The organism is Mesorhizobium sp. NPDC059054, assembly GCF_042739215.1.
Lineage (GTDB): Bacteria > Pseudomonadota > Alphaproteobacteria > Rhizobiales > Rhizobiaceae > Mesorhizobium.
In genome coordinates, this window is the sequence record NZ_JBHYHV010000007.1 from 212,556 (window position 1) to 238,362 (window position 25,807).

Sequence of the window (25,807 nt, forward strand, 5' to 3'; positions counted from 1 at the left end):
GAACCTTAACTCGCGATCTTGGTGTCACTCTGCTTGTAGCGGAACTTGACGTCGGTCAGGCCCGCGGCGTCCGACAGTTCGGCCGCGAGGATCTGCGCCGGCAGGATGTCGATGATGCCGCGCAGGATCAGGTTCTCGCTCGCCGGAACATGAATCACGGACAACTTGCCTTTGTCCTGGACATCGGTCCTGGAAGTGACCAGCGCCGCCGGGCACTCGATCGCATCGAGATTTTCGGCAAGCGGCAGTTCACGGCCATCGCCGAACAGAACAACGCCGGTTGCGGCATCCATCGATTCCATCGGCCCATGCAGATAATGGCGCGTCTCGTAGCCCGACGCGGGAAGCCGCGCCGCCTCGCGCAGTAGAAGCGAGGCGCCATCCGCGGTTCCGATCGAGGCACCGGCGCCGACGCAATCGATCGCGCTGCGATCTCTGAAAAACCCGGCAAGGCGCGGCATCTTCTCGGCAGCGCGGCGCTGAACCTCGGCGGTCGTGCCTGGAAGAGCCGCCCAATCGGTGCCGCTGTCGCCATGGATGGCGTCGACTGCGAGGCCGGCGGCGAGAAGCGTGGCCGTATAGCCGGTGCTCGACGGTGTCGCGTCCGAACCGTTGTCGAGGCGGATGTGATGGGTAGCGGCCTTAGCCAGGGGGCTGTCCGGATCGTTGGTGATGGCGAGGCTTCTCGCCTTCGGCAGCTTCTGCAGGGCCTCGACGGTCTCGATGCTGCGGCCGCGATGCGACAGCGCAATCACCGTATCGGCAATGTCATAACCGGCCATCATCTCGCCGGAGCGCACAGCGAAGGCGCGTTGTCCACGGCGCTGCAATTCCGCGGCCACGACGACGGCTGCCGCATAGCTCGCGCCGATGCCGGTGACGACGGTCAGGCCGGATGCCAGCGCCTTCAGATCCTTGGTGGCCAGTTCCGCCTTCGCGGCGATCAATGTGTCGCCAAGCGACTCGGATTGCCGCGCGACGGTGGAACGGTAACTCATCTCAATGTCCTTTCGTGCTTGATGTCTGCTGGGCAGCCAGCCTGTCGGCCAGAACCATCGCGCCTTCGACCGGCGCGCTCCGATGGAGATGCAGGGTGAGCGCCGGCCCGCCGATCGCCTCGACGCCCGCCCGGAATGCTTCCCACAGCCGCGGCTGCGATGCGATCACGCTTCCGCCAGCGACAACGGTGTCAGCTTTCGATCCGCGCAAGCGCAGGCGCGAAACCAGATCGGCCAGCGCGAACCCGCCTTCCCGGATCACCGTCTCGGCCGGCACAGAACCTTCGTCTGCGGCATCGAAGATGAGCGCGGCGTGCCGGCCGACCTCCTTGGCGCTGCCAAGACCGGCCAGCCGGCTGCCGATCCGCGCAGCCGACGGAATCTCGAGCTCGCGGAAAAGGTGACGGACCAATGGATCGTCCGGCGACCCGCCACGGTCGAGGTGCAACGCGACAGTGCGGGCCGCCTCGCGCATCAGGCTTGCGGCACTGCCTTCGTCGCCAATGATCCAGCCCCACCCGCCGGCGACGAGCATGTCGCCGTCATCGGTACGGCAGACCGCGATGGAACCGGTTCCTGAGACGACTCCGATCTGCCGTTCAAGTCCAAAGGCCGCCGGCATGAGCTCGGCATCGTTGACCACCCGAACCGGAATGGGCGTTGCTGTCTTGAAGGCGGCCTCGAACGCCTCGCATTCGAGCTTGTCGTCGCAGCCATGCGCCCCGATGCCGATGGCAGCGATCGTCACGCCCTCGACGAAGCGCTCGACCAGTTCGGTGAGGCTATGCGCATCGCGCTGCCATTCCCGGCAGCGCCAGTCGCTGGTTTGCAGCACCAGATCGCGCTCACGGCTATCGTGACGCAATCGCAGATGCGTCTTCGTCCCACCGATATCGATCCCCACCACACTGGCTTGCGGAGCCAGTGCTTCCACCTGAGCAAAGGACATCGTGGTCAGTTCCCGTCTGCGCGCAGGCGACGGCCGTCGGCATCGAATAACCGTATGCCCGCAGGATCCAACGCGACGTTGCAGTCGGTCTGGCCGCTGAAGCGTCCCTTGTCGCTGCGGATGATCATGGGGCTGCGCCCGGGCGTCTTGCCGTGGAGATAGGTGACGTCGCCGAGCTCTTCTGCAAAGCCGACGCTGACCGGCACCGTATCGGGACCGCTTTCGCCGAGGCGCGCATGTTCGGGGCGTATGCCCACCACCACCTCCTTGATGGATGGGTCGAAGCCCTGGAAGGCGAGCCGCAGGCTGCGATCGCTGCCGCCGAGCTTGCCCAGGGTCACGTGGCCGGGTCCGGTTTCCAGAACCACCGCATCCAGGAAGTTCATCTTGGGCGAACCGATGAAGCCGGCAACGAAACGATTGTCGGGATCGTCATAGAGATCGAGCGGCCGGCCGAACTGCTGCACGACACCACCGTTCAACACGACGATGCGGTCGGCCAATGTCATCGCCTCGACCTGATCGTGCGTGACATAGATCATCGTCGCGCCGAGACGACGATGAAGGTCGATCAGTTCGGCGCGCATGTTGACGCGCAATTCGGCGTCGAGGTTCGACAGCGGCTCGTCGAACAGGAAGACCTTCGGGTTGCGCACGATGGCGCGGCCGATGGCGACACGCTGCTTCTGGCCACCGGACAATTGCGCCGGGCGGCGGTCGAGCAATTTCTCCAGGCGCAGGATCGCCGCCGCCTGGCCTACCTTCTCGCGGATGATGGCTTTCGGCTCGCCGGCCATCTTGAGCCCGAACCCCATATTCTCGGCGACCGTCATATGCGGGTAGAGCGCATAGGACTGGAACACCATGGCGGTTCCCCGCCGGGCAGGATCGACGTCGTTGACGCGCTTGCCATCGATGGAGATGTCGCCGGAGGTCTCGATCTCCAGTCCGGTGATGGTGCGAAGAAGCGTCGACTTCCCACAGCCGGAAGGGCCGACGAAGACGATGAATTCGCCGGAGGCTATCTTTAGATTGATGTCACGCAGGACCTCGACGGAGCCGAAGGACTTCGAGACGGATTTGATTTCGAGTTCAGCCATGATCTTTTTCTCTTGTCCTCAGCCCTTGGAGCCCGACATGGCGATGCCTTCGACGATCTTGCGCTGGAAGATCAGGAAGAAGAGCAGCGGCGGCAGGACGGCCAGAAGGTTGGCCGTCATCACCACGTCGACGGTCTGGTGCGAGAAGGGTGCGTTGAAGAGGCCGACCACCTGGCCGACCGTGTAGATTTCGGGCTTTGGCGCCACGATCAGCGGCCAGGCGAAATTGCCCCATGTCTTCATGAAGGTCAGGATCGCCAGCGTCACCATTGCGTTGCGCGACAGCGGCAGCGCGATGTACCAGTAGATCTTGAAGTGACTGGCCCCGTCGAGCCGCGCTGCCTCGATCATTTCGCGCGGCAGCGTGCGCATGAACTGCACCAGCAGGAACAGGCCGAAAGCGGATGCCAGGCCGGGCACCACGAGCCCCTGCATCGTGTTCAGCCAGCCCAGATCCGCCACCAGCAGATAGGTAGGGATGATGGTCACGACGGTCGGCACCATCAGCGACAGCATCACCAGACCGAACAGGATGCGCTTGCCGGGAAAATCGAAGAGCGCGAATTCGAAGGCCGCCATCGAGCCGATCAACAGCATGCCCAGAATGGTCAGCAGCGCATAGGCGATGGTGACGAAATAGGCCCTGAGATAGGCGGTCTCGGTCAGGATGGTCTGTATCTTCGAAAGACCGGAACCCAACGAGGTCGGGTAGAGCCGCGGATTGATCGAAACCGGCACGCCGGGATCGGCGAAGACCACATTGACCATCCACCAGATCGGGAACACCGCCACGACCGCAACGCAGATCGCGACCACCCATTTGAGGAAACGCCAGGTATGGAGTTCGGCAACTATCGCGCGATTGGCCGCACTCATTTCGGTGTCCTCCAGGCGCGAAGGCCGAACATCAGCGCGGTGAACAGGATGATCACGAAGGTCAGGATGAAGCCGTAGGCGGTCGCCTCGCCGAAGCGGACGGCGCCGAATGCACGCCCCATCATGTCCATCACCGGGAACATCAGAGCGCTGCGGCGCCCGCCATAGGCGGTGAAGGACGAGCCGGTGAGCAGCCAAGGCACGTCGAAGACCTGGAGCGCGGAGATAAAGCCGTAGGTGACGACGAAGAACAGGACCGGCGCCAGCATCGGAATGGTGACGTAGCGCACCTGCTGCAGGCGGCTTGCGCCGTCGAGCCGCGCGGCTTCGTAGAGGTCCTGCGGGATGTTCTTCAGGCCGGCCAGCAGGATGACCATGTTGAAGCCGGCCGAGACCCAGACGTCCACCGCGATCAGCGCATAGAGCATGGTGCCGGTGTCGTTCAGGAAGTTGACGGACGGCACGCCGAACCAGCCGAGGATCATGTTCACCAGGCCGAAATTAGGAGCATACATCCAGCGCCAGATCGTCGCCGCCAGGAAGGCCGGCAGGACAACGGGCAGGAAGAAGGCGCTGCGAAAAAAGTTCGCCCAGAAGCCGGTGAAACTGTCGACCAGAAGCGCCAGCGCGAGCGCCACGGCAATACCAAGGGGAACCGTGATGACGATGTAGATGCAAAGGTTCGTCATGGCGCGCGCGAAGTCGCGGGACTCCAGCACCGCCTGGTAATTGGCCAGGCCGATGAAGCGCGGCTCGGTCGCGGCGTTCCACTCATGGAAGCTGTAATAGAAGCCGCTGATGATTGGATAGAGAAAGAAGGCCGCGAACAGCAGGGCGAACGGTAGCACCATCGCGTAATGCGGCAGAAGTCGTCTGGCATTCATGACGTGTCCTGCTTTTTCGAAGGTAGGCGGGCGCGGATCCAACAGCTCCGCGCCCTCTATCGTGCCTTATTTGGCAAGACAGTCGTTCAGCTCGGCGATCAGTTCCTTGGCGCCTTCCGCGGCGTCGTACTCGCCATCGGCAACAGCCGAAGCCGTATCGGTCATGATCGAGCGGTAGCAGTTCGGCACCGTGCCGACGAAATAGGGCGGCGTGACATCCATGGCCTGCTTCACCGCCTCGACGGACTTCACGATCAGCGGCAGGGCGCTGACCTCCGGATCCTGCATGGCCGCCGCATTGGCGTTGTAGCGCGACAGGAGCTTCGCCCAGCGCGCCATCTGCTTCTTCTCGGTGATATAGGCCGCAAACTTCCAGGCGATCTCGCGGTTCTTGCCCGGCGCGACGCCAACGAACTCATAGCTCTTGACGCCGCCATGATCGCCGGCCTTGCCGCCCGGCACCAGCACGTAGTCGTATTTCAGTCCCGACTCCTTGGCCGCTTGCTCGTAGCTCGGATTGACCCATGGGCCGACGACATGGAATGCGAGCTGGTTGGTGATGAACAGGTCCTTGGTGCCCTGGTCATTGCGGCTGGTTCCGCTTTGCAGCGGCTTCATGTCGATGAAGGTCTGCAGAGCGCGTGTCGCCGCTTCGGGCTGGATCAGCGTCTGCTTCTTGTCGAAGTCGATGCCCCACTGTGCCTTGTCGCCGGCCACGGCAAACATGGAGGCCACGGAGTTGAACACCTGGGTCTGGTCCGGAATGGCGGATTTGCCGCTTTCCTTGACCTTCTTCATCTGCTGCAGCCATTCCTCCCAGGTTGCCGGAGGCGTGGCGGTATCGATACCGGCGGCTTCAAGGACCGTGAGGTTGCGGTACATGATCTCGCCGAAGCCGGTATAGGGGATGCAATACATCGTCTCGGGTTTCGGCGAGCAGCTCTTGATCGCGTCGGCGTCGAACTGATCGCGGAACTCCTGCGGCATCGCCATCCACTCGGGATAGATATTGGCAAGCGCGCCGACCTCAACGAGCTGCGCACCGACATTCAGGCCGTTCATGAAGACATCCGGCAGCGTTCCGGAAGCTGCCCCGGCAATCTGGCCCGAGGTCAGGTCATCGTCTCCACGGCCCGAGATCACGATCTTCACGCCCGGATTTGCGGCCTCGAATTCGGCGATGAACTCCTGCTGGAGCTTCAATGCGTCGCCTTGCGCGAAATCGGAATAGACCCAGTACTGCAATTCCTGCGCCGAAACGGCGCCGGTGCCGATCAGGGTTGCCGTGGCCGCCATGAGCGCCCGGCACATTGATGAGATCATTTCTTTCACTCCCGGTTGAACAACCCTCAGGGCCGGCCCTCGCACCGGCTCATTATTATGTTAGGCAGCCTAACAAAATTTTTGGGATGCGCAACAGGAATCGTGGAAGCCGATTTTCAAACTTGCGGGAATGTCAGGGCTTGGCTTCGCCGAGGATCAAGTTCACGGCGTGTTCGGTTGCCAATTTCTCGATGCCGAGCACTGTCGCGTCCTGGCCAAGCGAACTCGTGCGCACTTCCACCGGATAGCTCAGTCGGTTCGCGACTTCATGCACCGTCGGCAGTATCAGTGGATTGGCGCCCAATCCGCCGCCCAACACCACCAGCCCCGGATCGACCATGCTGACGCAGCTGGCAACGATGGCGCCGATGTCCTCGGCGTGACGCTCGACATGGGCCCGCGCAGCGGCATCACCCTTAGCAGCGCGCTCCATGAGATCCGCAGCGTCTGCGGGTGGCGCGCCGGCAGACTGTGGCCATTCGCCGGCGACGCGCTGTATCAGCGCCTCCGTGCCCATATAGTGCTCGATTTCTCCTGGTATCGGCCGCATGCCATTCGCCATCGGAAAGGCTAGGTGGCTGATTTCGCCGGCAGCGCCGTTGCGGCCGCGCAGCAGCTTGCCGGCGAGCATGATGCCCATGCCGATTTTGAAGCCGATCTGGACATAGGCAAACGTCTCATGATCCTGTGCAATCCCGTTGCTATGCTCGGCAACGGCGGCGCAGTTCACATTGTTTTCGAGAACGACGGGGATATCGGCTGGCGGCTCGAAACAGCTGAAAATCGCCTGCTGACGCGTCGCCTTGGCATCTCCCTGCGGGCCGACCACGCGCGCGGGCAAGGCGATGCCGATCGCCTGAAGCGGCCCCCAGGCCGGATCCGCTTCCGCCAGTGCCGCAGCGACTTCTTCGGCAACCGCCCGGCTGATCTCCTCGCCGAGGAAGAACTGGCTCGACGGCAGGCGATAGATCCTGCTGTGCAGGAGCCTGCGGTCGATCGATGAAACACGCAGCCGGATATGCGTGGAGCCCGCATCGACCGCGATGACATGGCCAGCGTTCAGGCCGGGGCGGTAGACCGAAGCCTTGCGGCCCAGCGCACCCTGCAGCTCGCCGACTTTTCTTGCAAGGCCGGCATCCTCCAGTTCGGCGATCGCCGCCGACAGGGTCGGTCGAGACAGGCCAAGCACCTCACCGAGCTGCGGCCGCGTCGACGCACCGCGCGCGGCAAGCAGCCGGAACATCGACTTGGCGCTGCCTGTGAGAGAAGCCGCCGGAATTGCGTGTTGCCTGCCCTGCAAACAAATCACCTGAAAATATTGTTATTCAGCTTTACAAACAAAATCGCATGCAATGGTCAAGCTGGGCAACCAGTTGGTGAGGGCATCGGTACATTCTTCTCCTGGAATGCCCCCTGCCCGGTCCGACCCGCCGCCTCATGGCTTTACCGAAATCCGGACAACGGCGCTACTGAGCGAACAAGGCGCCGGCAAAACGCGGCCGGCATGGAACTGCCCTGTCATCCCATCCATCTTTGCGCTATTTTTGTATTTAAAAACTGCTTGCACAAATGAAAACAATGACTATGAATTTGAGAAGAAGGAAGCCAGGAGGAAATTTCGAGAATGACGAAGCTGCGCGGATTGGCCTGGGATCATGTGCGCTGCTGGGGTCCACTCGACGCAAGCACCGAACCTTATCGCGCGATGCACCCCGATCTCGAAATCGAATGGGACCGCCGCAGCTTGTACGAATTTGGCGAAGGAGCACTCGGGCCGGCGCTTGAGGCTTACGATCTGATCGTCTTCGATCATCCATTCATCGGTGAGATCGCGAGCGGCGAACTTATGGTGCCCTTTGACCCGTTCATGACGGATGATCTCAAGAGGCACTTCCAACAGGATTCGACGGGCGCGTCCTGGCGATCCTACGCGCGGGACGGCCGCCAATGGGCACTGCCCATAGACGCGGCTTGCCAGGTCGCCTCCTACAGGCCCGACCTCTTGACGCGCTACGGATCCGTGCCGACCAGCCATGAAGACGTGATCGACCTTGGGCGGCGCGCGCGCAGGGACGGGAAGTGGCTCGGTCTGCCGCTCGTTCCGACCGATGCGATGTGCCTCCTGCTGACGCTCGGCAATCCGCAGGAACACGGCGACGAGTTCATTTCGCAAGACGATGCAGACCGCGCCATAACGCAATTGCGTGACATTGCGGCGCTATCCCATCCGGGGTCGGCGACGTGGAATCCGATCCGCTGCTATGACCACATGGTCGCGAACGAGGATGTGGTCTACGTCCCCTTCGCCTTCGGCTACGTGAACTATTCTTCAAAGTCCGCGCCGTATCTGCGATTTGCCGATGTGCCGACCCAAAATAGTGCCGGCGCTCTGCTCGGCGGCGCAGGCATCGGCGTGAGCGCGCGCACGAAACATCGCCAGGCTGCCATCGACTATGCGCTCTACCTGTGCTCGGCCGAATATCAAAGAGGCGGCTACGTGAAAGCCGGTGGCCAGCCCGGATCGCTTGCCGCCTGGCAGGACGATGGCGTCAACGCGTCTACGCGCGACTTCTTTGGCGCAACGCTCAAGTCGATACAGTCGTCTTATCTGCGCCCGACGCATCCCGGTTTCATGGCATTCTTCCGCGAATGCGCACCGCGGGTGGCATCGGCAATTGCCGGCGAGACCTCGGTGCACGAGCTGTCGGAGTGGCTCAACCGGCGTTATCGCGAAAGCAGGCTGGAGGCTGACCTGCAAAGAAGCGTCGCCTGATAACCGCGGCGTCCGATATTCGATAAGCATGCACAAAACTGGGAGGAAGAATATGAAACAGCTCAAGTCGATTCTTTTCGCATCTGCGGCGCTCACACTGGCCGCCTTGCCCGCGCAGGCGCAGAACATGCCCAAGCGCATCGGCTACGTCACCAACTACGCCACGCATGAGTGGTATCAGAACGTCATCAAGGGCATGCAGGCTCGGGCCAAGGAGCTCGGCATCGAGCTCGAAGTCCAGGACGCGAATCTCGACATCGCCAAGCAGGTCGCCGCAGCGGAGGACTTCATGGCAAAAGGCGTCGACGTCCTGATCGTCACACCGGTGAATGAAGAAGGCGTCGTACCGCTGCTGCGTCAGGCAAAGTCGAACGACACACCGGTGGTGCTGGAAGGCAATCCGGTAAAGGGCATGACCACGATGGTGGCCATCTGCGACTACGATACCGGTTACTTCTCCGGCGTCGAAGCCGGCAAATATGCCAAGGAGAAACTTGGCGGCACCGCCAAGGTGATGAATGTCGGTCTGCCGCTGCTGTCGGCCACGGTGCTGCGCTCGCAAGGCTTCATGGATGGCCTCAAGACGATCGTCCCGGAAGCCGTCATGGTTCATGACCTCGACGGCGGCGGCAATCCCGACCGCGCGCTGGAGGTTTCCGCCGCCGCACTCGCCAAGAACGCCGACATCAACATCATCTACGGCATCAACGACTCGTCGTCGCTGGGTGGCCTGCAGGCCTGGAAGGCAGCCGGCAAATCCCAGGATGCTTTGCTGACGGTCGGCACGGGCGGCGAAGGCCTGGCGTTCATCAACGCGATGGAAAAGGAACCATCCTATCGCATCGAGGCCGCAATGTTCCCCGAAAAGGAAGGGTACACCGCAATCGACGCCGCGGTAAAACTCTTCAACGGCGAAGAGGTGCCTGAGCACATCGTGAGCCCGACCGCGCCGATGATCGGCGAAGACTGGAAGAAGTTCTACGACTACGACGCCAGCACGCGGAGCATCAAATGGGATGCGGTGAACGCACTGAAGGCGCCGGAAAAATGCATGAAGACGGCCGCCGACCTGAAGTAGAAGCCGTCAATCGGCTCGCCCGCTCCGGCGGGCGAGCCTTCATGATCGGGCGACGGGTTCACGTCGCCCATCGATGTTTCGATGCGCCCTGCCGATCACGCGGGCGGCTTCGAGGAGCAGTTTGACATGAGCGAGATCGTACATCCTTCTCCATCGAGGCGACTTGCGGGCGGCCAGCTCCTGGGGAGCAGCCAGCTCGTGCTCGCTGTGATCCTGGCAGCGCTCTGCATCGCCATCTCGCTTGCCGCGCCGCAGTTCTATTCCGAGGCGAACGTCATCGCCATCCTGCGCCAGTGTGCCCTGGTGCTGATCGTTGCCTCGGGCATGACGATGCTGATCATCACAGCGGAGGTCGACCTGTCGGTTGGAGCCTCGCTTGCCTTTGTCGGCTGCATCGGCATGGCCGTGCTTAACGCGACCCACAGCCTGACACTTGGCATCCTGGCGTCGCTTGCCTTTGCCGGCGGTGTCGGCCTCGTCAACGGCCTTGTGGTCACGAGGCTCAAAGTGAATTCCCTGATCGGCACGATCGGCATGATGATGATGCTCCAGGGCGGCGTCTATCTGTTCACCCGGGAAGCCGTGCAGAACCATCACCAGCTTCCCAGCTTCACCGGGCTCGGCGCGGGTTATGTCGGCCCTATCCCCGTGCCGGTCATCTTCGCCGCCGCCATCTTCATCATCGCCTATGTGACGCTGCGCTTCACAACGCTAGGCCGCTACCTCTACGCCGTGGGTGCAAACGAGAAGGCCGTCCGGCTCTCGGGCCTGCGCTCGGAACGACTGAAGCTGCTCGCTTTCGTCGTCACCGGTCTGTGCGTCGGCATCGCCGGCATGATCCTCGCATCGCTGATGAATGCCGGCCAGCCAACGGCCGGCCGCGGCTTCGAGCTTACCGTGATCGCCGCGGTCATCCTCGGCGGCACCAGCCTGCTCGGCGGGCGTGGTTCGTTGTTCGGTACTCTACTTGGAGTCCTGGTGCTGAAGGTCATCGACAACGGCATCATCATCCTCGGCTGGAACCAGGATTTGCAGATGGTGGTTCCCGGCGTGGTGATCATCCTGGCGAGTTATCTCGACATCGTCCGGAACAAAGCCAATGTCCGCTGACCTGCTGCACACCGCCGTCGAGGCGACCGCGCCCACGCTCGAGATGCGCGGCATCGACAAGCGCTTTCCTGGCGTCATCGCGCTGGAAAATGTCGACCTCACGCTGCAGCCCGGGAAGGTTCATGCCTTGATGGGCGAGAACGGCGCCGGCAAATCCACCCTGATCAAGATCATGGCGGGCGTCTATGAAAAGGACGCCGGCGCCATCCGGATGCAGGGACGCGAAGCCGACATAAAGTCGCCGCGCGACAGCTTGCGGCAAGGCATCAAGGTCGTGTTCCAGGAGATCGCGCTGATCTCGGAATTCACCGTCGCCGAGAACATCTTTCTGGAAGGCTATCCCACCGGCCGCGGGGGCGGGATCGACTGGAAGAAGATCCGCGCCGACTCCGCTGCGCTGTTCAAGCGCATCGGCTTCGATGTCGACCCTTCGGCCCGCACCGGTTCGCTGCCGGTCAGCCAGCAGCAGATGGTCGAGATCGCGCGCGCCCTCGCCCACGAGGCCAAGGTGGTGGTGATGGACGAGCCGACCTCCTCGCTCACGCCGAACGAAGTTGCCCTGCTCTTCACCGTCATCCGTCGCCTCACCGCGCTCGGCATCGCTGTCGTCTATGTCAGCCACAAGCTCGATGAGGTGTTCGAGATTGCCGACACCGTGACTGTCCTGCGCGACGGCCGTCACATCTCGACCAGGCCGATCGGCGAACACACCAATGAAACGCTGATCCAGGACATGATCGGCCGGCGGATCGACAATCTTTTCCCGCGCCAGCGCGCCGCCGCCGGCACGAAGGTGGCATTGTCGGTGCAGGGTCTCAGTACGGCGAAGAAGATCAGGGACGTGTCCTTCGAGGCGCGCGCCGGCGAGGTTCTCGGCTTCTTCGGTTTGATGGGCGCCGGCCGCACCGAACTGGCAAAAGCGATCGTCGGTTACGACCCGATCACCGCCGGCACGATCGCCATAGACGGAAGCGTGCTTGCCCCGCACGACACGCGGACGGGTGTTCGCCTTGGTATAGGGCTGCTTACGGAGGATCGAAAGACCGAGGGCCTCATGGCCGAACTGCCGGTTTACCAGAACACCAGTCTTGCTTCGCTCGGGGCGTTCGCGAAGATGGGTTTCATCGACACGGCCAGGGAACGCAGGGCGGTACAGGAATATGTCGACCGCTTCCGCATCAAGACGCCAGGTCTGTTCCAGCAAATCAAGAACCTCTCCGGCGGCAACCAGCAGAAGGTACTGATCTCGCGCTGGCTGATGCGCGGCTTGAAGGTGATCGTCGTCGACGAACCGACACGCGGCATCGACGTCGGCGCCAAGTCCGAAATCTTCGCGCTCATCGACCGGTTGGCGGGCGAAGGCCTGGCAGTCGTGATGATGACCTCGGAAATGCCGGAACTGCTCGGCCTGGCCGACCGCATCGCGGTGATGTGCGAGGGCCGCCTCACCGCCACCATGTCGCGCGAAGACGCCACACAGGAGAAAATCCTCAATGCGGCGATCGGTTGACGCGATGACAATGGCTGCCAATTGGCCCGCTTTCGGGAGCACGCAGCAATGAGCCACACCTCGATGACGGCCGCCCCTGACAACGCGGAACCGTCCTTTCTCGCACGGCTGCTCAAGCGACAGGAAATGGCGCTGTTCCTCTGCCTCGTCCTGGTGATCGCCTTCTTCTCCTTCACAGCGGAGAACTTTCTCTCCGTGCGCAACATGACCAATGTGTTCGGCCAGGCCTCGCTCGCGCTGACGGCAGGCATCGGTTGCGCCATCGTCTTCATCTCCGGCGAGGTCGACATCTCGATCGGGGCGTTGCTGGCAACCATTGCGCTGCCGCTGATCCTGATCATGAACGGCACGGAGTCGCTTGCCCTGGGCATCGGTGGGGCGCTGCTGTTCGGCCTGATCATCGGTATCGTCAACGGCTATCTGACGGCCTATGCAGGCATCAATTCGCTGATCGTGACGCTCGGCATGATGTTCATCCTGCGCGGTGGGGTCTATCTCTACACTGGCCAGCGCGCGATCCCCGATGACGCGGCGCTCGACAGCTTCATCGCGCTGTCGGACGGCCGCCTGTTCGGTGTCATTCCCTATTCCGCCATCATCGCATTCGGGCTGCTGCTGATCTTTGCCTACATGATGCAGCATCGCCCGTTCGGACGACAGATCTATGCCGTTGGCGGCAACCCCGAAGTGGCGCGCCTGGCCGGTTACGACGTGCGCCGCGTCAAGTTCACCTGCTTCATCATCTCCTCGCTTCTGGCAACTGTCGCCGGCATCATTCTGGCGGCGCGCGTCGGGTCGGCGCAGCACACGGCCGGTCTCAATTTCGAGTTCCAGGTCGTCGCCGCCACCGTGCTCGGCGGCGTCAGCCTTGCCGGCGGCATCGGCAGTCTGACCGGCATGGCACTCGGCGTGCTGATCCTGCAATTCCTGTCGAATGGCCTGCGCGGTCTCGGGCTGCCGACCGAATGGCAACTGGTCATCACCGGCATCATCATCATCGCGGCCGTCGCTTTCGACGAGGCCAAGCGCCGTCGCGCGATCGGAGGTTGATATGGCACGTCTCACCGGCAAATCCGCTGTCATCACCGGCGCCGCCGATGGCATCGGCCATGCGATCGCCGAGGCCATGGCAAAGGAAGGAGCGCATGTCTTCCTGGGCGACATCGCCGATACGCAAGGCGAGGCTTTCGCCGCCGACCTTCGCGCCGCCGGATGCAGCGCCGAATACGTGCATTGCGACGTCTCGAATGAAGACGACATCGCCAACCTCGTCGCCAACGCGATCGCCAAGACGGGACGCCTCGACATCCTGGTGAACAACGCCGCCATCGCCATCGGCGGAATGCCCGTCTATGAGATGAATGACGCTCAATGGCATCGGCTGATCGAGGTCAATCTGACCAGTGTGTTCCGCGGATGCAAATATGCCTTGCCGCATATGATCGCGCAGAAGTCCGGAGCGATCATCAACATGGCGTCGGCGCAGGGTCACATCGGCCTCGACGGCTGGACCGCCTATGCGGGCGCCAAGGGCGCGGTAATGGCGATGACGCGCCAGATGGCGGTCGAGTTCGGCCCGCTCAACATCCGCGTCAACTCGATCTCGCCCGGCACGATCAACACCCCCATGAACGAGAAGGTCGTCGCCGAGATCGGCGGCAATCTCGCCAAGGCCTGGGTGAAGATGCATCCGATCGGTCGCATCGGAAAACCGGAAGAAGTCGCTGAAGCGGCTGTCTATCTCGCCTCCGACGCCGCCGGCTTCACCACCGGTATTGACTTGCGCGTCGACGGCGGCCTGACCGCCGCCCCGCGCTTCGTTCCCGACTTGCTTTGAAAGAAACGAGACTGACATGAACAAAGCCCTCGAAGGCATCCGTATCCTCGATTTCAGCTATCTGCTGCAGGGGCCGTTCGCCACTCAGATGCTGGGCGACATGGGCGCCGACGTCATCAAGATCGAACGCGCCGGCTCGGGCGACATGTTCCGCGGCATGACGTTCTTCGCGAAGTGGGTCGGCGGCTCCGAAAGCCCGAACTTCCTCGCCTGGAACCGCAACAAGCGGTCGATCGCGCTCAACCTCAAGAGCCGCAAGGTGCATGCCATCATCATGGAGATGGCCAAGACAGCGGACGTCGTGGTGCAGAATTTCCGGCCCGGCGTGCTGGCCAAGCTCGGCTACGGCTACGAGGACTTCAAGGCCGTCAATCCACGCATCATCTACTGCTCCGGCTCGGGCTACGGCGAGGAAGGTCCCTATGTCGAGCGCCCCGGCCAGGACATGTTGATCCAGGGCCTGGCCGGCGTCGTGGCCAACACCGGCCGCGGCGATCAGGCGCCCGTTCCTGCCGGCGCGGGGCTTGCCGACCAGATCGGCGCCATGAACATGGTATACGGTATACTGTCGGCACTCTACTACCGGGAGAAGACAGGCAAGGGTCAGAAGATCGAGGTGAACCTGCTCGCCGGCATGTTGGCGCACCTCAATCAGGAATATGTCGCCGTGCTCAATCTCGGCGAGGATTTCGTCAGGCCGAATTCCGGCATCGGCCATCCCGGCATGCAGGCTCCCTTCGGCATCTACGAAAGCCGGGACGGCGGCCACGTCTCCATTGCCATGAGCCCTTTCAAGACACTGTATGAAGTCCTGGAAGCACCGCAGCTTGCCATCTACGACGATCTCAAGACCTTGTTCGACAAGCGCGACGAGGTTTTCGACAAGGTCAACGCCGAGACCAAGAAGTTCTCCACCCAGGACCTGCTGGCGCGGTTGCTGGCCGCCGACATCTGGTGCGCCGAAGTCAAGGACATCCGCCGGGCGGCGGAAGATCCGCAGGTCACCCACATGGGCATGATCACCACATACGACCATCCGCGCGGCGGCAGGGTCAAGGTCGTCGCACCGGCCGTGCGCATGAGCGAGACGCCTGCGTCGATCGAGCGTCCGGCCCCGCTGGTCGGCCAGCACGGGCGCGAGATCCTGGCGGAACTCGGCCTGTCGAAAGACGAGATCGCCGCGCTCGAGGCAGCCGGCGATATGACGGTGGATGCAGCATGACCACTGGAGCGTACCAAACCCTTTCGGTCGAGACGTCCGGGCGGGTCGCCGTCGTCACCTTGCGGCGCGCCGACCAGCTCAATGCGATGAACAAACGGATGCAGGGCGAGATCACCGCCGCCTTCGAAGCCCTCTCGCAGGATGAAGGTATCGGCGCGATCGTGGTCACCGGCGAAGGGCGTGGCTTCATGGCGGGCGCCGACATCAAGGAATATGCCGCACAGACGGAAGCGGACTTCGACGCCTTTCAGGCGGCGGGCACACGCATGTATGCCGCCATAGAAGACAACCGCAAACCGGTGATAGCGGCGCTCAACGGTTATGCATTGGGCGGCGGCATGGAGTTGGTTCTGTGCTGTGACATCGTCATTGCCAACCAGTTCGCGAAACTCGGCCTGCCGGAGATCAAGCTCGGCCTCGTTCCCGGCGGCGGCGGGACGCAAAGGAGCGTTGCGAAACTGGGCCGCAACCGTGCCAACATGCTGTTGATGACCGGCGCGATCGTGCCTGCTTCGGAATTCGTCCACGCCGGTCTGGTCAACGAAGTAGTGGATGCTGAAAAGCTGATGTCGCGGGCATTGGAACTCGCCGAAATGATCGCCGCCGAGCCACCGGCCGCCATCGAAGGGTTAAAGCGGCTGACGGCGCATGCGGCCCGCGGCGACCTCGCCAAGGGTCTTGCCATGGAACGCGACATCCTTGGCGAGCTCTATCGCAGCGAAATCGGCCAGAAACGCGTCCGCGAATTCGCCGAAAAGAGCGCCGCCCGCGCCGGCAAGGCGAATTGATGAGAACCTCGCTCGTAAAGCCGAACCGCCCGCCTTTCGTCGGCCTCCAGCATCTGGCGGCGATGGTGAAACCTGGCGACATCTTCGGTGTCGGCGGCCACCATTTCGCACGACTTCCGATTGCCATGCTTCGCGCCATAGCTCGGTCGGGCACCAGGGACCTGCGCTACGTTTCCTGGGCCGGCGGGCTGCCGCTCGAACTGCTGCTCGAGGCGGAAGCGGTTGCTGAAATAGACATCTGCTTCTCCAGCCTCGACATTTTCGGCCTGCCGCCACGGTTTCGGGCGATTGCGGAAAAAAACACCCTGCCGGTGCGCGACTGGACCGCGCTTGCCATGATCCAGGCGCTGCGGGCCGCGCAGCAGAACCTGCCGTCCATGCCATTCCAGCTTCCTGTCGGATCGGACATGCTGGCGCGCGTTCCAGGCGCGGTCGGCACCGTGGATATCGTCGACGGCTCGGCCGTCGGCGTTATCCCCGCGCTGCGGATCGACACCCTTGTCCTTCATGCCCAGCGCGCCGACGAAAGCGGTAATGTCCAGATCATTGGCCCGCGCGCCTTGGACTTCGCCATGCTCGGCGCCGCGCGGCGGGTGCTGGTGACGGTCGAGGAGATCGTACCCGTCGGCGCGCTGCGGAACGACGGCCGCCAGAGCATCGTGACGCGCAACCAGGTGACGGCCATTGCGAAGGTTCCAGGCGGCGCCTATCCGGCCTCCTGCCTGCCCTTCTACACGACGGACTACGAGGCTTTGACCCGCGTCTTTGGCGGCGGTGCCTCCCTCGACGACGCGCTGGCACCGCACGGTAGCGACATTCCGGCGTTCGTCCTCTCGGCCGCGAGCATCGGGGCCAGCGACGTCTCCGCTCTTTCCACGCCCTCGATACAAAAGGTTCCGCCCGCGGCGTCGCTGGACGAAATCATGGCCGCGCGGATCGCCGCCGAACTCGACAATGACAGCTTCGCCAGCGCAGGCGCAGTTTCCCCCCTGGCCAATGTCGCCTACCGGTTGGCCAAGGCAACGCACGCGCCCGACATGATCATCGCCACGCTGAGCTGCGGCCATCTCGACATCGCGCCAAGTCCGATGATCCTGTCGCTGATCGAGAGCCTCGACGCCGAAACGGCAGTGGCCCATGCGGGCGGCGACGACACATATTCGACCTACTACCAGGCAGGCGCGGTCACGCATGAGATCGTTGGCGCCGCGCAAGTCGACCGCCGCGGCCGGGTCAACACCATCGCGTTGCGGAAGCGCGACGGCGGCGTCATCCGCCTCCCCGGCCAGGGAGGCATGGCCGATGTCGCCAACATGCATCGCGACTATCTGCTTTACGTTCCACGACATTCGCCGCAGTCGGTCGTGGACAAGGTCGAGATCGCAAGTTCGGCGCGCGGGCTGCTGACGCCGATCGAGCGCGAAGCGCTGGGCTACAGGACCGGCAAGGCACTGGTCTTTACCGACCTCTGTATCTTCCGACTGGATGCATCGACACGCGAACTGGTTGTCACCGAAATCATGCCCGGTGTCACACCCGACAAAGTTCGCGATGCCACCGGATTTGCCGTGACGTTCGATCCGGACTGCCACGAGATCCGGTCGCCAGATGCCGTGACGCTCGACATCCTGCGCAATCGGATCGATCCACTGGGGCTGCGCCGGCTGGAGTTCATCAATGCCAAGGAGCGCGGCGCCCTGATCGCCGAGATTCTGGCGGCGGATCGCGACATGGTGAAGCGTTGTCTTGATGCGCGAAACCCGTCGGTTGCCAGCAGCGCAAGTGTGGCAAGAGGCGGAGTTTGATGGTGACGCCGCTGCTCGAAATGTCCGCCGCCCGCGTCTTTTTCGACGGTATCTTCACCAATCCGCGCGTTGCGCATCCCGAAGGTGTCGCGATCCATCGAGACGGATCGATCTGGTGCGGTACCGAGACGGGAGAGCTCCTTCGCCTGGCAGCCGATGGAAGCAGCGTCGAACGGATGGGCGGCACCGGCGGTTTCCTGCTCGGCATCGCCTTCGACGGCGCCGGTAACTGCTTCGCCTGCGACCTTAAACACGCAGCTGTCTTCCGCTGGGATGCCGCCACCCGCGAAATGGCCCGTTTCGCATCGTCCGGCATCCGGGTGCCGAATTACCCTGTCGTCGATGAGGACAAAGGGTGGCTCTATGTGTCCGACAGCGACGGCGCACGCAGCGGTGCCGGCATTTTCCGCTATGACGTCGGAAACGGCGACGGCGGTCCGTGGTGCCGCGACCCGATGTCCTTTGCCAACGGGATGGCGATGGCACCGGACGGAAAGGCCCTCTATGTCGTCGAAAGCGACGCGGCCCGTGTCAGTCGTGTGGGCATTCGCGAAGACGGCTCGGCGGGAGAGAAGAGCATTGCGATCGAAAATGTCGCAAACGTCCCCGACGGCCTCGCCTTCGCCCCGGACGGCTCCCTGTTTGTCTCCTGCTACGAGCCAAGCCGCATCTATCGCTGGCGCGCTGGCGCCGGTCTCGAACTTCTGATCGAAGACCCGGCGGCCACGACGCTTGCCCATCCGACCAACATCGCCTTCAAGGGCGACAAACTGTACACGGCCAACCTCGGCCGCTGGCACATCACTGAGATCGATCTGACGCTGCTGGCTCGTTGAGCGCCTGTTTTGCAACGGTGCGAGACCAGCCGCGGCGCCACGCCACAGCCGCTTTCGACTGTATTGGGCGGCAAGCCCGCAACCAGGCTGGACAACCTTAGGGATAGACCGGCTTGGCCACTATAACCAACTTGATTTCGCATATAAAATCTGTTTGCATTATTGAAAATAGCTGCCTTGCAAGATGGCAGCATGCAGGGAGGGCCCAGTGACCATCGTTCTTTCCGCCTATCGGGCACTCTTGATGGGCCTTGTCGCGGTGATCGTCGCGATTGTCGCGATCGCCGTCGTATTCCGCTACGTGCTCAACACTCCGCTGATCTTCAGCTTTGATCTGGCGACGGTCCTGTTTGTCTGGCTGGTCTTTCTTGGCCTCGCCCAGGCAGCGCACGAAGGCTCGCATATGGCGGTGGACATGTTCACCGCAATGCTTCCTGCCCCTGTCGCCAAGGCGCTCGGCATCGCCGTCAAGTTGCTGATGATCGCGATCATGATCTTTCTCATCCGCCACTCGTGGGATCTTGCCATGCGCACGCGCATGGAGATCGCCTCGATGCGGATTTCAATGATGTGGGTCTACCTGGCGATGCCTGCGGGCTTCACGGTTTTCGCCCTCTACGAAGCCTGGGCGCTTGCGATGAGCGTCATGGGCCGCCCTGCCCTCGGGAGGCAAAGCGCATGAGCCCCACCGCTCTCCTTGGTGTCTTTCTGACCTTGACCGTCATCGGCCTGCCGATCGCCTTCGTGTTGCTCGGCACCGGCATCGCCATGACGTTGGCCGATCCGGCAATCCTCGAAGTCGCGTTCGTCCAGAACATCATTGTCGGCACGCAGTCCTTCCCGCTGATAGCCATCCCGCTGTTCATCCTCGCAGGCGAGTTGATGAACATTTCGGGCATCACGCGCAGGCTGATGGATTTCGCTTCGGCACTGACAGCAGGCATGGTCGGCGGCCTTGCGCAGGTGAACATCGTCCTGTCGACGCTCAAGGCCGGCATGATGGGCTCTGCGAACGCCGATGCCGCGATGGATGCCAAGACCCTGGTGCCCGAAATGATCAAGCGCGGCTACAGCCCGGCCTATGCATCCGTGGTGACGGCAGCTTCGGCGCTGATCGCGCCGATGATCCCGCCGGGCATTGGTCTGATCCTCTACGGTTTCGTCACCGATACGTCGATCGGCCGCCTGTTCATGGGTGGCATCTTGCCCGGCTTCATCATGACCGCGGCGATGATGGCCATGTCTCATTTCATCGCCAAGCAGCGCGGATATGGGCGCGACAGCCTGCCGGTGAACAAGGCTGGAATGGGCCATGCTTTTCTCGGTGCAGTGCCCGCATTGCTGATGCCGGTCATCATCGTGCTCGGCATTCGCGGCGGCATCTTCACCGCCTCGGAAGCCGGGGCCGTGGCGGTGGTCTATTCGCTTATCTTTTGCGTTGTTTATCGCGAGTGCGAGTGGAAGGACTTGTTCAGCGCCCTCCTCTCCACTGCCAGCACCACCAGCGTCATCATGATCGTATTGGCTGCTTCCGCCGCGCTGAGCTGGACGCTTTCATTCGAGCAGTTGCCGCAGCAGGTAGCGGAGATGCTCGTCGGCGCGTCGAGCACCCGGTGGATGCTCTTCGCAATCGTCGGTGTGCTTCTTCTGATCGCCGGCATGTTCGTGGAAGGGACCGCGCTGATCCTCATCCTGGCGCCGATGTTCGCGCCTGCCGCCATGAAACTCGGTATCGACCCCGTCCATTTCGGCATCTTCTTCGTCTACATGATCCACCTCGGCGGTATCACGCCTCCGGTCGGAACGATCATGTTCACGACCTGCGCGATTACCAAAACGCCGCTGCAGGACTTCATCAGGGAATCGCTGCCCTGGCTGGCGATGCTGCTCGCCATCGCAGCCTTCATCGCGGCCGTGCCGGGCACCGCGACATGGCTTGGTTATCTCTGACGACAAATCATTCGGGAGGAATGGAATGAAATACAAAACGCTCGCGGTGGCAGCCTTGCTGGCCGGTCTTGTTTCGGCGGCAATGCCCGCGCAAGCCGACCAGACGGTGCTGCGCTTCAGTCATATGAATTCGCCGACCCATATCGTGAATCTGGGGGCGGAACGTCTCAAGACGGCGATGGAAAAGACCGCCGGCGGCCAGGTTCAGATCGAGCTCTTCCCCAGCGCGCAGCTTGGAGAGAGTTCGGCCGTTCTGGAACAGCTGACGCTCGGCGCCAACATCATCACCCATGTCGGTCCCGGCGCGATTGCGCAATATGTTCCGAACTACTCCGTGATGGTTCACCCGTTCCTGTTCAAGAACTGGGACGAGGTGCGCAAGGTTGCGAATTCGGATCTGGTCAAGGGGTGGGAAAAGGATCTCGCCCAGTACAATATCAAATCGCTCTGTTTCTTCAACTTCGGCACCCGTGACCTCTATACGCGGAACAAGGCAGTCAGATCCCCGGCGGATTCGGCGGGCCTGAAAATGCGCGTGCAACCGGCGGCGATTTACACCGAGCTTGTCAAATCGATGGGCGGGCAGCCGACGCCGTTGCCATGGGCCGAGGTCTACAGCGCACTGTCGCAAGGCGTGATCGATGCAGCGGAAGCACCGCCGAACGCCGTGATCGACCAGAAGCACTATGAGAGCGCGAAATACTTCATGAAGACCAACCACATTCTCGACGCGTCGATCGTCGTCATGAGCCTGAGTGCCTTCGACGCACTCAACGCCGACCAGCAGGCAGCGCTCCAGACCGAAGCCGAGAAGGCCTGCGATTGGATGACCGAGGAGACGTCCAAAGGGTACGACGCTGCCGTTGCGGATTTGAAGGAACATGGCATGATCGTTGTCGACGACGTGGATCGCCAGGCCTTCGAGAACGCCGCGAACTCGATCCAGAATGCGTTCCCGGAATGGTCGCCCAATCTGGTCGCCGATATCCGCAAGCAACTCGGTCGCTAGACGCATCTCGGACTTGACGGGAGCGCGCCGCCCTGAGATGCGCTCCCGTGGTGCTGGAGAACCCATATGACAGAGGACAATGACGCAGCCAGTCGTTACCGGGCGCCAGCGCTCGAAAAGGGTCTCGACATCATCGAGCTACTTGCGAGTTCCCCCTCCCCGCTGTCACTGACAGCGATCGCAAGCACGCTGGGACGTTCGATGGGAGAAATCTACCGGATCGCTCTCGCGCTCGAGGCACGCGGTTACATCCGTCGGGATCGGGACTCGGATTACTTCGTGCTTACCCTCAGACTGTTCGAGCTTGCCCACGAGAACCCACCGACCAATCGACTGCTCTCCGTCGCACTGCCGCTGATGGAAGAGCTCGCGACCCTCTCACAGCAATCCTGTCACCTGGCGGTTCTGAGCGGTGCGCGCGTGCTGATCGTGGCCCAGGTCGATGCGCCGAGGCCGATGCATTATGCGGTGCGTCTCGGCGCTCAGTTCCCACTCGCCGAGACCAGCTCAGGCGCTGTGATGCTTGCCTATCAGCCGGAACATCACCGGCAGGCCCTGATCGACGCCTGTATCGCTTCGACGCCGGAAATGGCGGATACCTTGCCGGAACGCATCAAGACGATATTGGTCGATGGCGGGGAGCGTCGGCCAAGCCTGGTCGTCTCTGGGGTAACCAACCTCACCAGGCCTGTTTTCGACCACCGCGGCGGCGTCGCCGCTGCGCTGACCGTTCCGTTTCTGGATCAGACAGGCTTGTCTGTCGATGCGGATCAAGCCGAAACAGCGGTGGCCGCTACCGCGCTGAAGATTTCCGCCGCATTGGGCTGGCGCGAAGAGCGGCAGTCGAACCACTTGGCCGTCTGACCTCATCGCACCGCCGCGTCGGCGCATCTCAGCCGACGCTGTAGCGCGGAACGACCCAGTCTTTTGCCAAGGTGCTCAGTCCAGCCCGATCGATCAGGCTGGCCGTTGCCTGCAATGCGTCCGCAAGCACCTTCTCTTGATCGACCTTTGTCGATCTTCCCTCCCGCACGACCAGATCGCCATTGACGACGACATCCCGAACCGGGGGTAACCCAGCCATGACGACCGAGGTTGCGAGGCGGGTCGCGGGCTGATGCGCTAGCCCTGTCATGTCCAGCGCAACGAAATCGGCAAGTGCCCCGGCGCGCAGCTGCCCGATATCGCGACGCAGAAGTCTGCCGCCACGACGCGTTGCAAGCTCCAGCATCAGTTCGGCGCTGGTTGCGAGCGGATCGAGTTCGCGAATCCGTTGCAGGAGCAAACCGGCCTTCATCGCCTCGAAAATGCTCAAGCCGCCAACCGCGGTGCCATCGCTGCCAAGCGTCACATTGGCGCCGGCCTCGAGCAGCGGCCCGAGGCGAATGATCCCCGAAGCGAGATACTGGTTGCAGATTGGATTGTGGACGACATTCGCGCGAGCCTGGCCGAGCACTTCGACCTCGGCATCGTCGTACCAGATGCCATGTGCAAAGGATGCTCGATCCGAAAGCACCCCTTCCCGCTCCATCCAGATCGCCGGTCGCATGCCGTGGATGGACTCGAAGATTTCGACCTCGAACCTGGATTCGCTGCAATGGGCCTGCCAGCCAATATCGTGCTTGCGCGCCAGATCCGAGCAGGCCACGATCAGCTCAGGATCAAGGTAGACGATGTTTTCCGGCATCGGCCAGATTTCGACCAAGCCGCCTGTCGGATGGGCGGCGAGGCAGTCACGCATGATCTCGATCTCTTCCTGCGAGGAATACCGAAAGAGGCGTGGATCGCAGTTCATCCGACGCCCGCCCTCGACCATCGGGCCGAAGATGCCGCGGGCGACCACGCCGCGCACGCCGGTTGCGGCCATCTCGGTCGCGAGCGCAACCACGGTTTCAGCATCGACAGGCGCGTAGTGGTTGTCGATGATGGACGTCGTGCCGTTCAGAAGCGAGTTCAGTGCAGCAAGGCGAATGATGGCCACGGCATCCTCCGGGCGCACATGGGCCGCCAGCGGAAGCATGAATTTTTCGAGCCAGGGCAGCAGCGAGAGGCCGTCGCCAAGCGTGCGGCCGAGGCTTTGGAAAAGATGGCTGTGGCCGTCGACCAGCCCCGGCATCACGACGCGGCCGGACCAGTCGACGCGGCGCGAGGCGACACCGTGGAAGGCGAGATCGGCACTGGACCCGACGGCCAGTATCCTGTCGCCGGCAACTGCAATCGTGCCGTTACGGATCAGTGGCTGCCGGGAATCCAACGTTAGGATATCTGCCCCTTCATAGAAGGTGATTTCTGCAAAATCCCGGGTTTTGCTTGTTGCTGTCATGAAATGCCTTTGCGGATGTCGAGTGCGATTTCCCGAGACACGGAATGTGAGCTGTCAACGGCTGTGAACGGCCGAAGCGCGGCTGGCGTCGGGCCCGATGCCATTGAAGACGACATTGAGGATCACTGCCGATACGGCTGTCAGGATGACGCCGCTGCCGAGAAAAGGCTCGAGCGAGGCCGGTAGCTGATGAAAGATCTTGGCCGACATGTTGGGCATCATGCCGAGACCGAGGCTGATCGCAGCGACAAAACCGTTGTTGCGATTTCCCTGCCAATCAACGCGCGACAATATGCGGATGCCCGAACACGCGATCAGCCCAAACATGACCAGGGCAGCGCCGCCAAGCACGAAATTCGGGACCGAGGCGACGACACTCGCGACCTTGGGGAAGAAAGCCAGCACGATAAGAATGCCTCCGCCAGCAACGCAGATGAAGCGGCTGCGGGCGCCTGTGATGCCGACAAGGCCGATATTCTGGGCGTAGGAAGTATAGGGGAACGCATTGAAGACGCCGCCGATGAGCGCTCCGAGCGCATCGGCGCGCAAGCCGCGACGAAACTGGTCGCGTGTCAGGTCGCGCTGAAGAATCTCGCCCATCGAGAAGAATAGGCCGATGGATTCCACTATCGCGATAAGGACGACCAAGGTCATGGTCAGGACAGGGATCAGATGAAAAGTCGGCAGACCAAAATGGAAGGGGCGGACGACGCCTACCATGGGTGCTTCACGCACGCCGGCGAAGTCCATCAAACCGAGAAAATAAGCGAGGGCCGATCCCAAGACGATTCCAACCAATACCGAGATATTGGCGAAGAAACCGCGAGCAAAGCGCGCGACCAGGAGAATTGAGAGGACGACGAGTGCGCCTATCAGCAGATAAAGCGGCCTGCCGAAATCGGGCCTGCCGAAGCCGCCCCCGATCCAGGTCGTTGCGATACCGAGAAGCCCAACGCCGAGACTGACGAGGGTAGTGCCAGTCACTACCGGCGGAAACAGCACCAGCGCCCGCACGATCAACGGCGTCGCCACGTAGCAGATGGCGCCTGCTGCAATGATCGAGCCGTAGAGTCCCGTCATGCCCACGTCCGGCGTCAGCCCGATCGCGATCATCGGCGCAAAGCCTGCATAGGAAACGCCCATCATGATGGGCAGCCGGATTCCGATGCTTCGCCCAACACCGAGTGACTGTATGATCGAGATGATGCCACAGCATAGAAGGTCGGCGTTGATCAGGGTCGAAATGTCCTGCTTGCTTAGGCCGAGAGCGCCACCGACGATCAATGGAACCGTGATTGCGCCAGCGTACATGACCAGGACGTGTTGGAGGCCAAGCGTGGCAAGCTGCGAGAGTGGGGGTATTTCGTCGACCGGATCTACCGTTCCGGTTCTTCCGGTATGGGACGTCGTTTCGATGGCGTTCTGCATGGGGCTCC

The 25,807-nt window shown here is 62.3% G+C and carries 23 protein-coding genes; 14 read left to right on the forward strand and 9 right to left on the reverse strand.

Annotated elements, in window-relative coordinates; genetic code table 11:
- Window positions 1-5: 5 nt before the first annotated feature.
- From ACFWXH_RS27520 to ACFWXH_RS27550, 7 genes are all read right to left on the reverse strand, one after another.
- A complete protein-coding gene (locus ACFWXH_RS27520) occupies window positions 6-998 on the reverse strand; it encodes an SIS domain-containing protein (RefSeq protein WP_379124610.1) in 993 nt (330 codons plus the stop codon).
- Between the two features lies 1 nt (window position 999).
- Window positions 1,000-1,947: an N-acetylglucosamine kinase gene (locus ACFWXH_RS27525; RefSeq protein ID WP_379124611.1), complete on the reverse strand. Its 948-nt coding sequence runs from the start codon at window positions 1,945-1,947 to the stop codon at window positions 1,000-1,002.
- Between the two features lie 5 nt (window positions 1,948-1,952).
- Window positions 1,953-3,047, reverse strand: a complete 1,095-nt coding sequence (locus ACFWXH_RS27530; protein WP_379124612.1) for an ABC transporter ATP-binding protein — start codon at window positions 3,045-3,047, stop codon at window positions 1,953-1,955.
- 18 nt (window positions 3,048-3,065) lie between these two features.
- Entirely contained in the window at window positions 3,066-3,923 is an 858-nt protein-coding gene (locus ACFWXH_RS27535; protein WP_379124613.1) for a carbohydrate ABC transporter permease, read from the reverse strand.
- Entirely contained in the window at window positions 3,920-4,807 is an 888-nt protein-coding gene (locus ACFWXH_RS27540; protein ID WP_379124614.1) for a carbohydrate ABC transporter permease, read from the reverse strand. Before ACFWXH_RS27540 ends, ACFWXH_RS27535 begins: the two co-directional genes overlap by 4 nt.
- Window positions 4,808-4,873: 66 nt before the next feature.
- Entirely contained in the window at window positions 4,874-6,130 is a 1,257-nt protein-coding gene (locus ACFWXH_RS27545; RefSeq protein WP_379124615.1) for an extracellular solute-binding protein, read from the reverse strand.
- A gap of 133 nt (window positions 6,131-6,263) precedes the next feature.
- Window positions 6,264-7,430, reverse strand: coding sequence for an ROK family transcriptional regulator (locus ACFWXH_RS27550; protein ID WP_379124616.1), 1,167 nt, complete (start codon window positions 7,428-7,430; stop codon window positions 6,264-6,266).
- A 324-nt stretch (window positions 7,431-7,754) separates the two neighbouring features.
- On the opposite strand from ACFWXH_RS27550, the gene ACFWXH_RS27555 reads away from it, so the two are divergent.
- From ACFWXH_RS27555 to ACFWXH_RS27620, 14 genes are all read left to right on the forward strand, one after another.
- On the forward strand, window positions 7,755-8,903 hold the full coding sequence (locus ACFWXH_RS27555; protein ID WP_379124617.1) for an ABC transporter substrate-binding protein: 1,149 nt from the start codon (window positions 7,755-7,757) through the stop codon (window positions 8,901-8,903).
- A gap of 52 nt (window positions 8,904-8,955) precedes the next feature.
- Window positions 8,956-9,981: a sugar ABC transporter substrate-binding protein gene (locus tag ACFWXH_RS27560; protein WP_379124618.1), complete on the forward strand. Its 1,026-nt coding sequence runs from the start codon at window positions 8,956-8,958 to the stop codon at window positions 9,979-9,981.
- Window positions 9,982-10,107: 126 nt separating this feature from the next.
- Window positions 10,108-11,091, forward strand: coding sequence for an ABC transporter permease (locus ACFWXH_RS27565; protein WP_379124619.1), 984 nt, complete (start codon window positions 10,108-10,110; stop codon window positions 11,089-11,091).
- Window positions 11,081-12,601, forward strand: a complete 1,521-nt coding sequence (locus tag ACFWXH_RS27570) for a sugar ABC transporter ATP-binding protein (protein WP_379124620.1) — start codon at window positions 11,081-11,083, stop codon at window positions 12,599-12,601. Before ACFWXH_RS27565 ends, ACFWXH_RS27570 begins: the two co-directional genes overlap by 11 nt.
- 48 nt (window positions 12,602-12,649) lie before the next feature.
- On the forward strand, window positions 12,650-13,651 hold the full coding sequence (locus ACFWXH_RS27575; RefSeq protein WP_379124621.1) for an ABC transporter permease: 1,002 nt from the start codon (window positions 12,650-12,652) through the stop codon (window positions 13,649-13,651).
- Window position 13,652: 1 nt separating this feature from the next.
- A complete protein-coding gene (locus ACFWXH_RS27580; protein ID WP_379124623.1) occupies window positions 13,653-14,438 on the forward strand; it encodes an SDR family NAD(P)-dependent oxidoreductase in 786 nt (261 codons plus the stop codon).
- Between the two features lie 16 nt (window positions 14,439-14,454).
- Window positions 14,455-15,660, forward strand: a complete 1,206-nt coding sequence (locus tag ACFWXH_RS27585; protein WP_379124624.1) for a CaiB/BaiF CoA transferase family protein — start codon at window positions 14,455-14,457, stop codon at window positions 15,658-15,660.
- Window positions 15,657-16,448 (forward strand): enoyl-CoA hydratase/isomerase family protein, encoded by a 792-nt coding sequence (locus ACFWXH_RS27590; protein ID WP_379124625.1) that lies wholly within the window; start codon window positions 15,657-15,659, stop codon window positions 16,446-16,448. The genes ACFWXH_RS27585 and ACFWXH_RS27590 overlap by 4 nt, the downstream gene beginning before the upstream one ends.
- Window positions 16,448-18,253, forward strand: a complete 1,806-nt coding sequence (locus tag ACFWXH_RS27595) for a CoA-transferase (protein WP_379124626.1) — start codon at window positions 16,448-16,450, stop codon at window positions 18,251-18,253. Before ACFWXH_RS27590 ends, ACFWXH_RS27595 begins: the two co-directional genes overlap by 1 nt.
- Window positions 18,253-19,089 carry an SMP-30/gluconolactonase/LRE family protein gene (locus ACFWXH_RS27600; RefSeq protein ID WP_379124627.1) on the forward strand — a complete coding sequence of 279 codons (837 nt, stop codon included), beginning with the start codon at window positions 18,253-18,255 and terminating at the stop codon, window positions 19,087-19,089. The genes ACFWXH_RS27595 and ACFWXH_RS27600 overlap by 1 nt, the downstream gene beginning before the upstream one ends.
- Window positions 19,090-19,297: 208 nt before the next feature.
- A complete protein-coding gene (locus ACFWXH_RS27605; RefSeq protein ID WP_379124629.1) occupies window positions 19,298-19,771 on the forward strand; it encodes a TRAP transporter small permease in 474 nt (157 codons plus the stop codon).
- Window positions 19,768-21,039 carry a TRAP transporter large permease gene (locus tag ACFWXH_RS27610; RefSeq protein WP_379124630.1) on the forward strand — a complete coding sequence of 424 codons (1,272 nt, stop codon included), beginning with the start codon at window positions 19,768-19,770 and terminating at the stop codon, window positions 21,037-21,039. The genes ACFWXH_RS27605 and ACFWXH_RS27610 overlap by 4 nt, the downstream gene beginning before the upstream one ends.
- Before the next feature lie 25 nt (window positions 21,040-21,064).
- Window positions 21,065-22,048: a TRAP transporter substrate-binding protein DctP gene (gene dctP / locus ACFWXH_RS27615; RefSeq protein ID WP_379124631.1), complete on the forward strand. Its 984-nt coding sequence runs from the start codon at window positions 21,065-21,067 to the stop codon at window positions 22,046-22,048.
- Window positions 22,049-22,114: 66 nt separating this feature from the next.
- Entirely contained in the window at window positions 22,115-22,912 is a 798-nt protein-coding gene (locus tag ACFWXH_RS27620; RefSeq protein ID WP_379124632.1) for an IclR family transcriptional regulator, read from the forward strand.
- Window positions 22,913-22,940: 28 nt separating this feature from the next.
- Here ACFWXH_RS27620 and ACFWXH_RS27625 read toward each other — a convergent pair whose 3' ends face one another.
- Both ACFWXH_RS27625 and ACFWXH_RS27630 read right to left on the reverse strand, forming a co-directional pair.
- On the reverse strand, window positions 22,941-24,371 hold the full coding sequence (locus tag ACFWXH_RS27625; RefSeq protein WP_379124633.1) for an amidohydrolase family protein: 1,431 nt from the start codon (window positions 24,369-24,371) through the stop codon (window positions 22,941-22,943).
- 54 nt (window positions 24,372-24,425) lie between these two features.
- On the reverse strand, window positions 24,426-25,799 hold the full coding sequence (locus ACFWXH_RS27630) for a nucleobase:cation symporter-2 family protein (RefSeq protein ID WP_379124634.1): 1,374 nt from the start codon (window positions 25,797-25,799) through the stop codon (window positions 24,426-24,428).
- Window positions 25,800-25,807 lie beyond the last annotated feature (8 nt).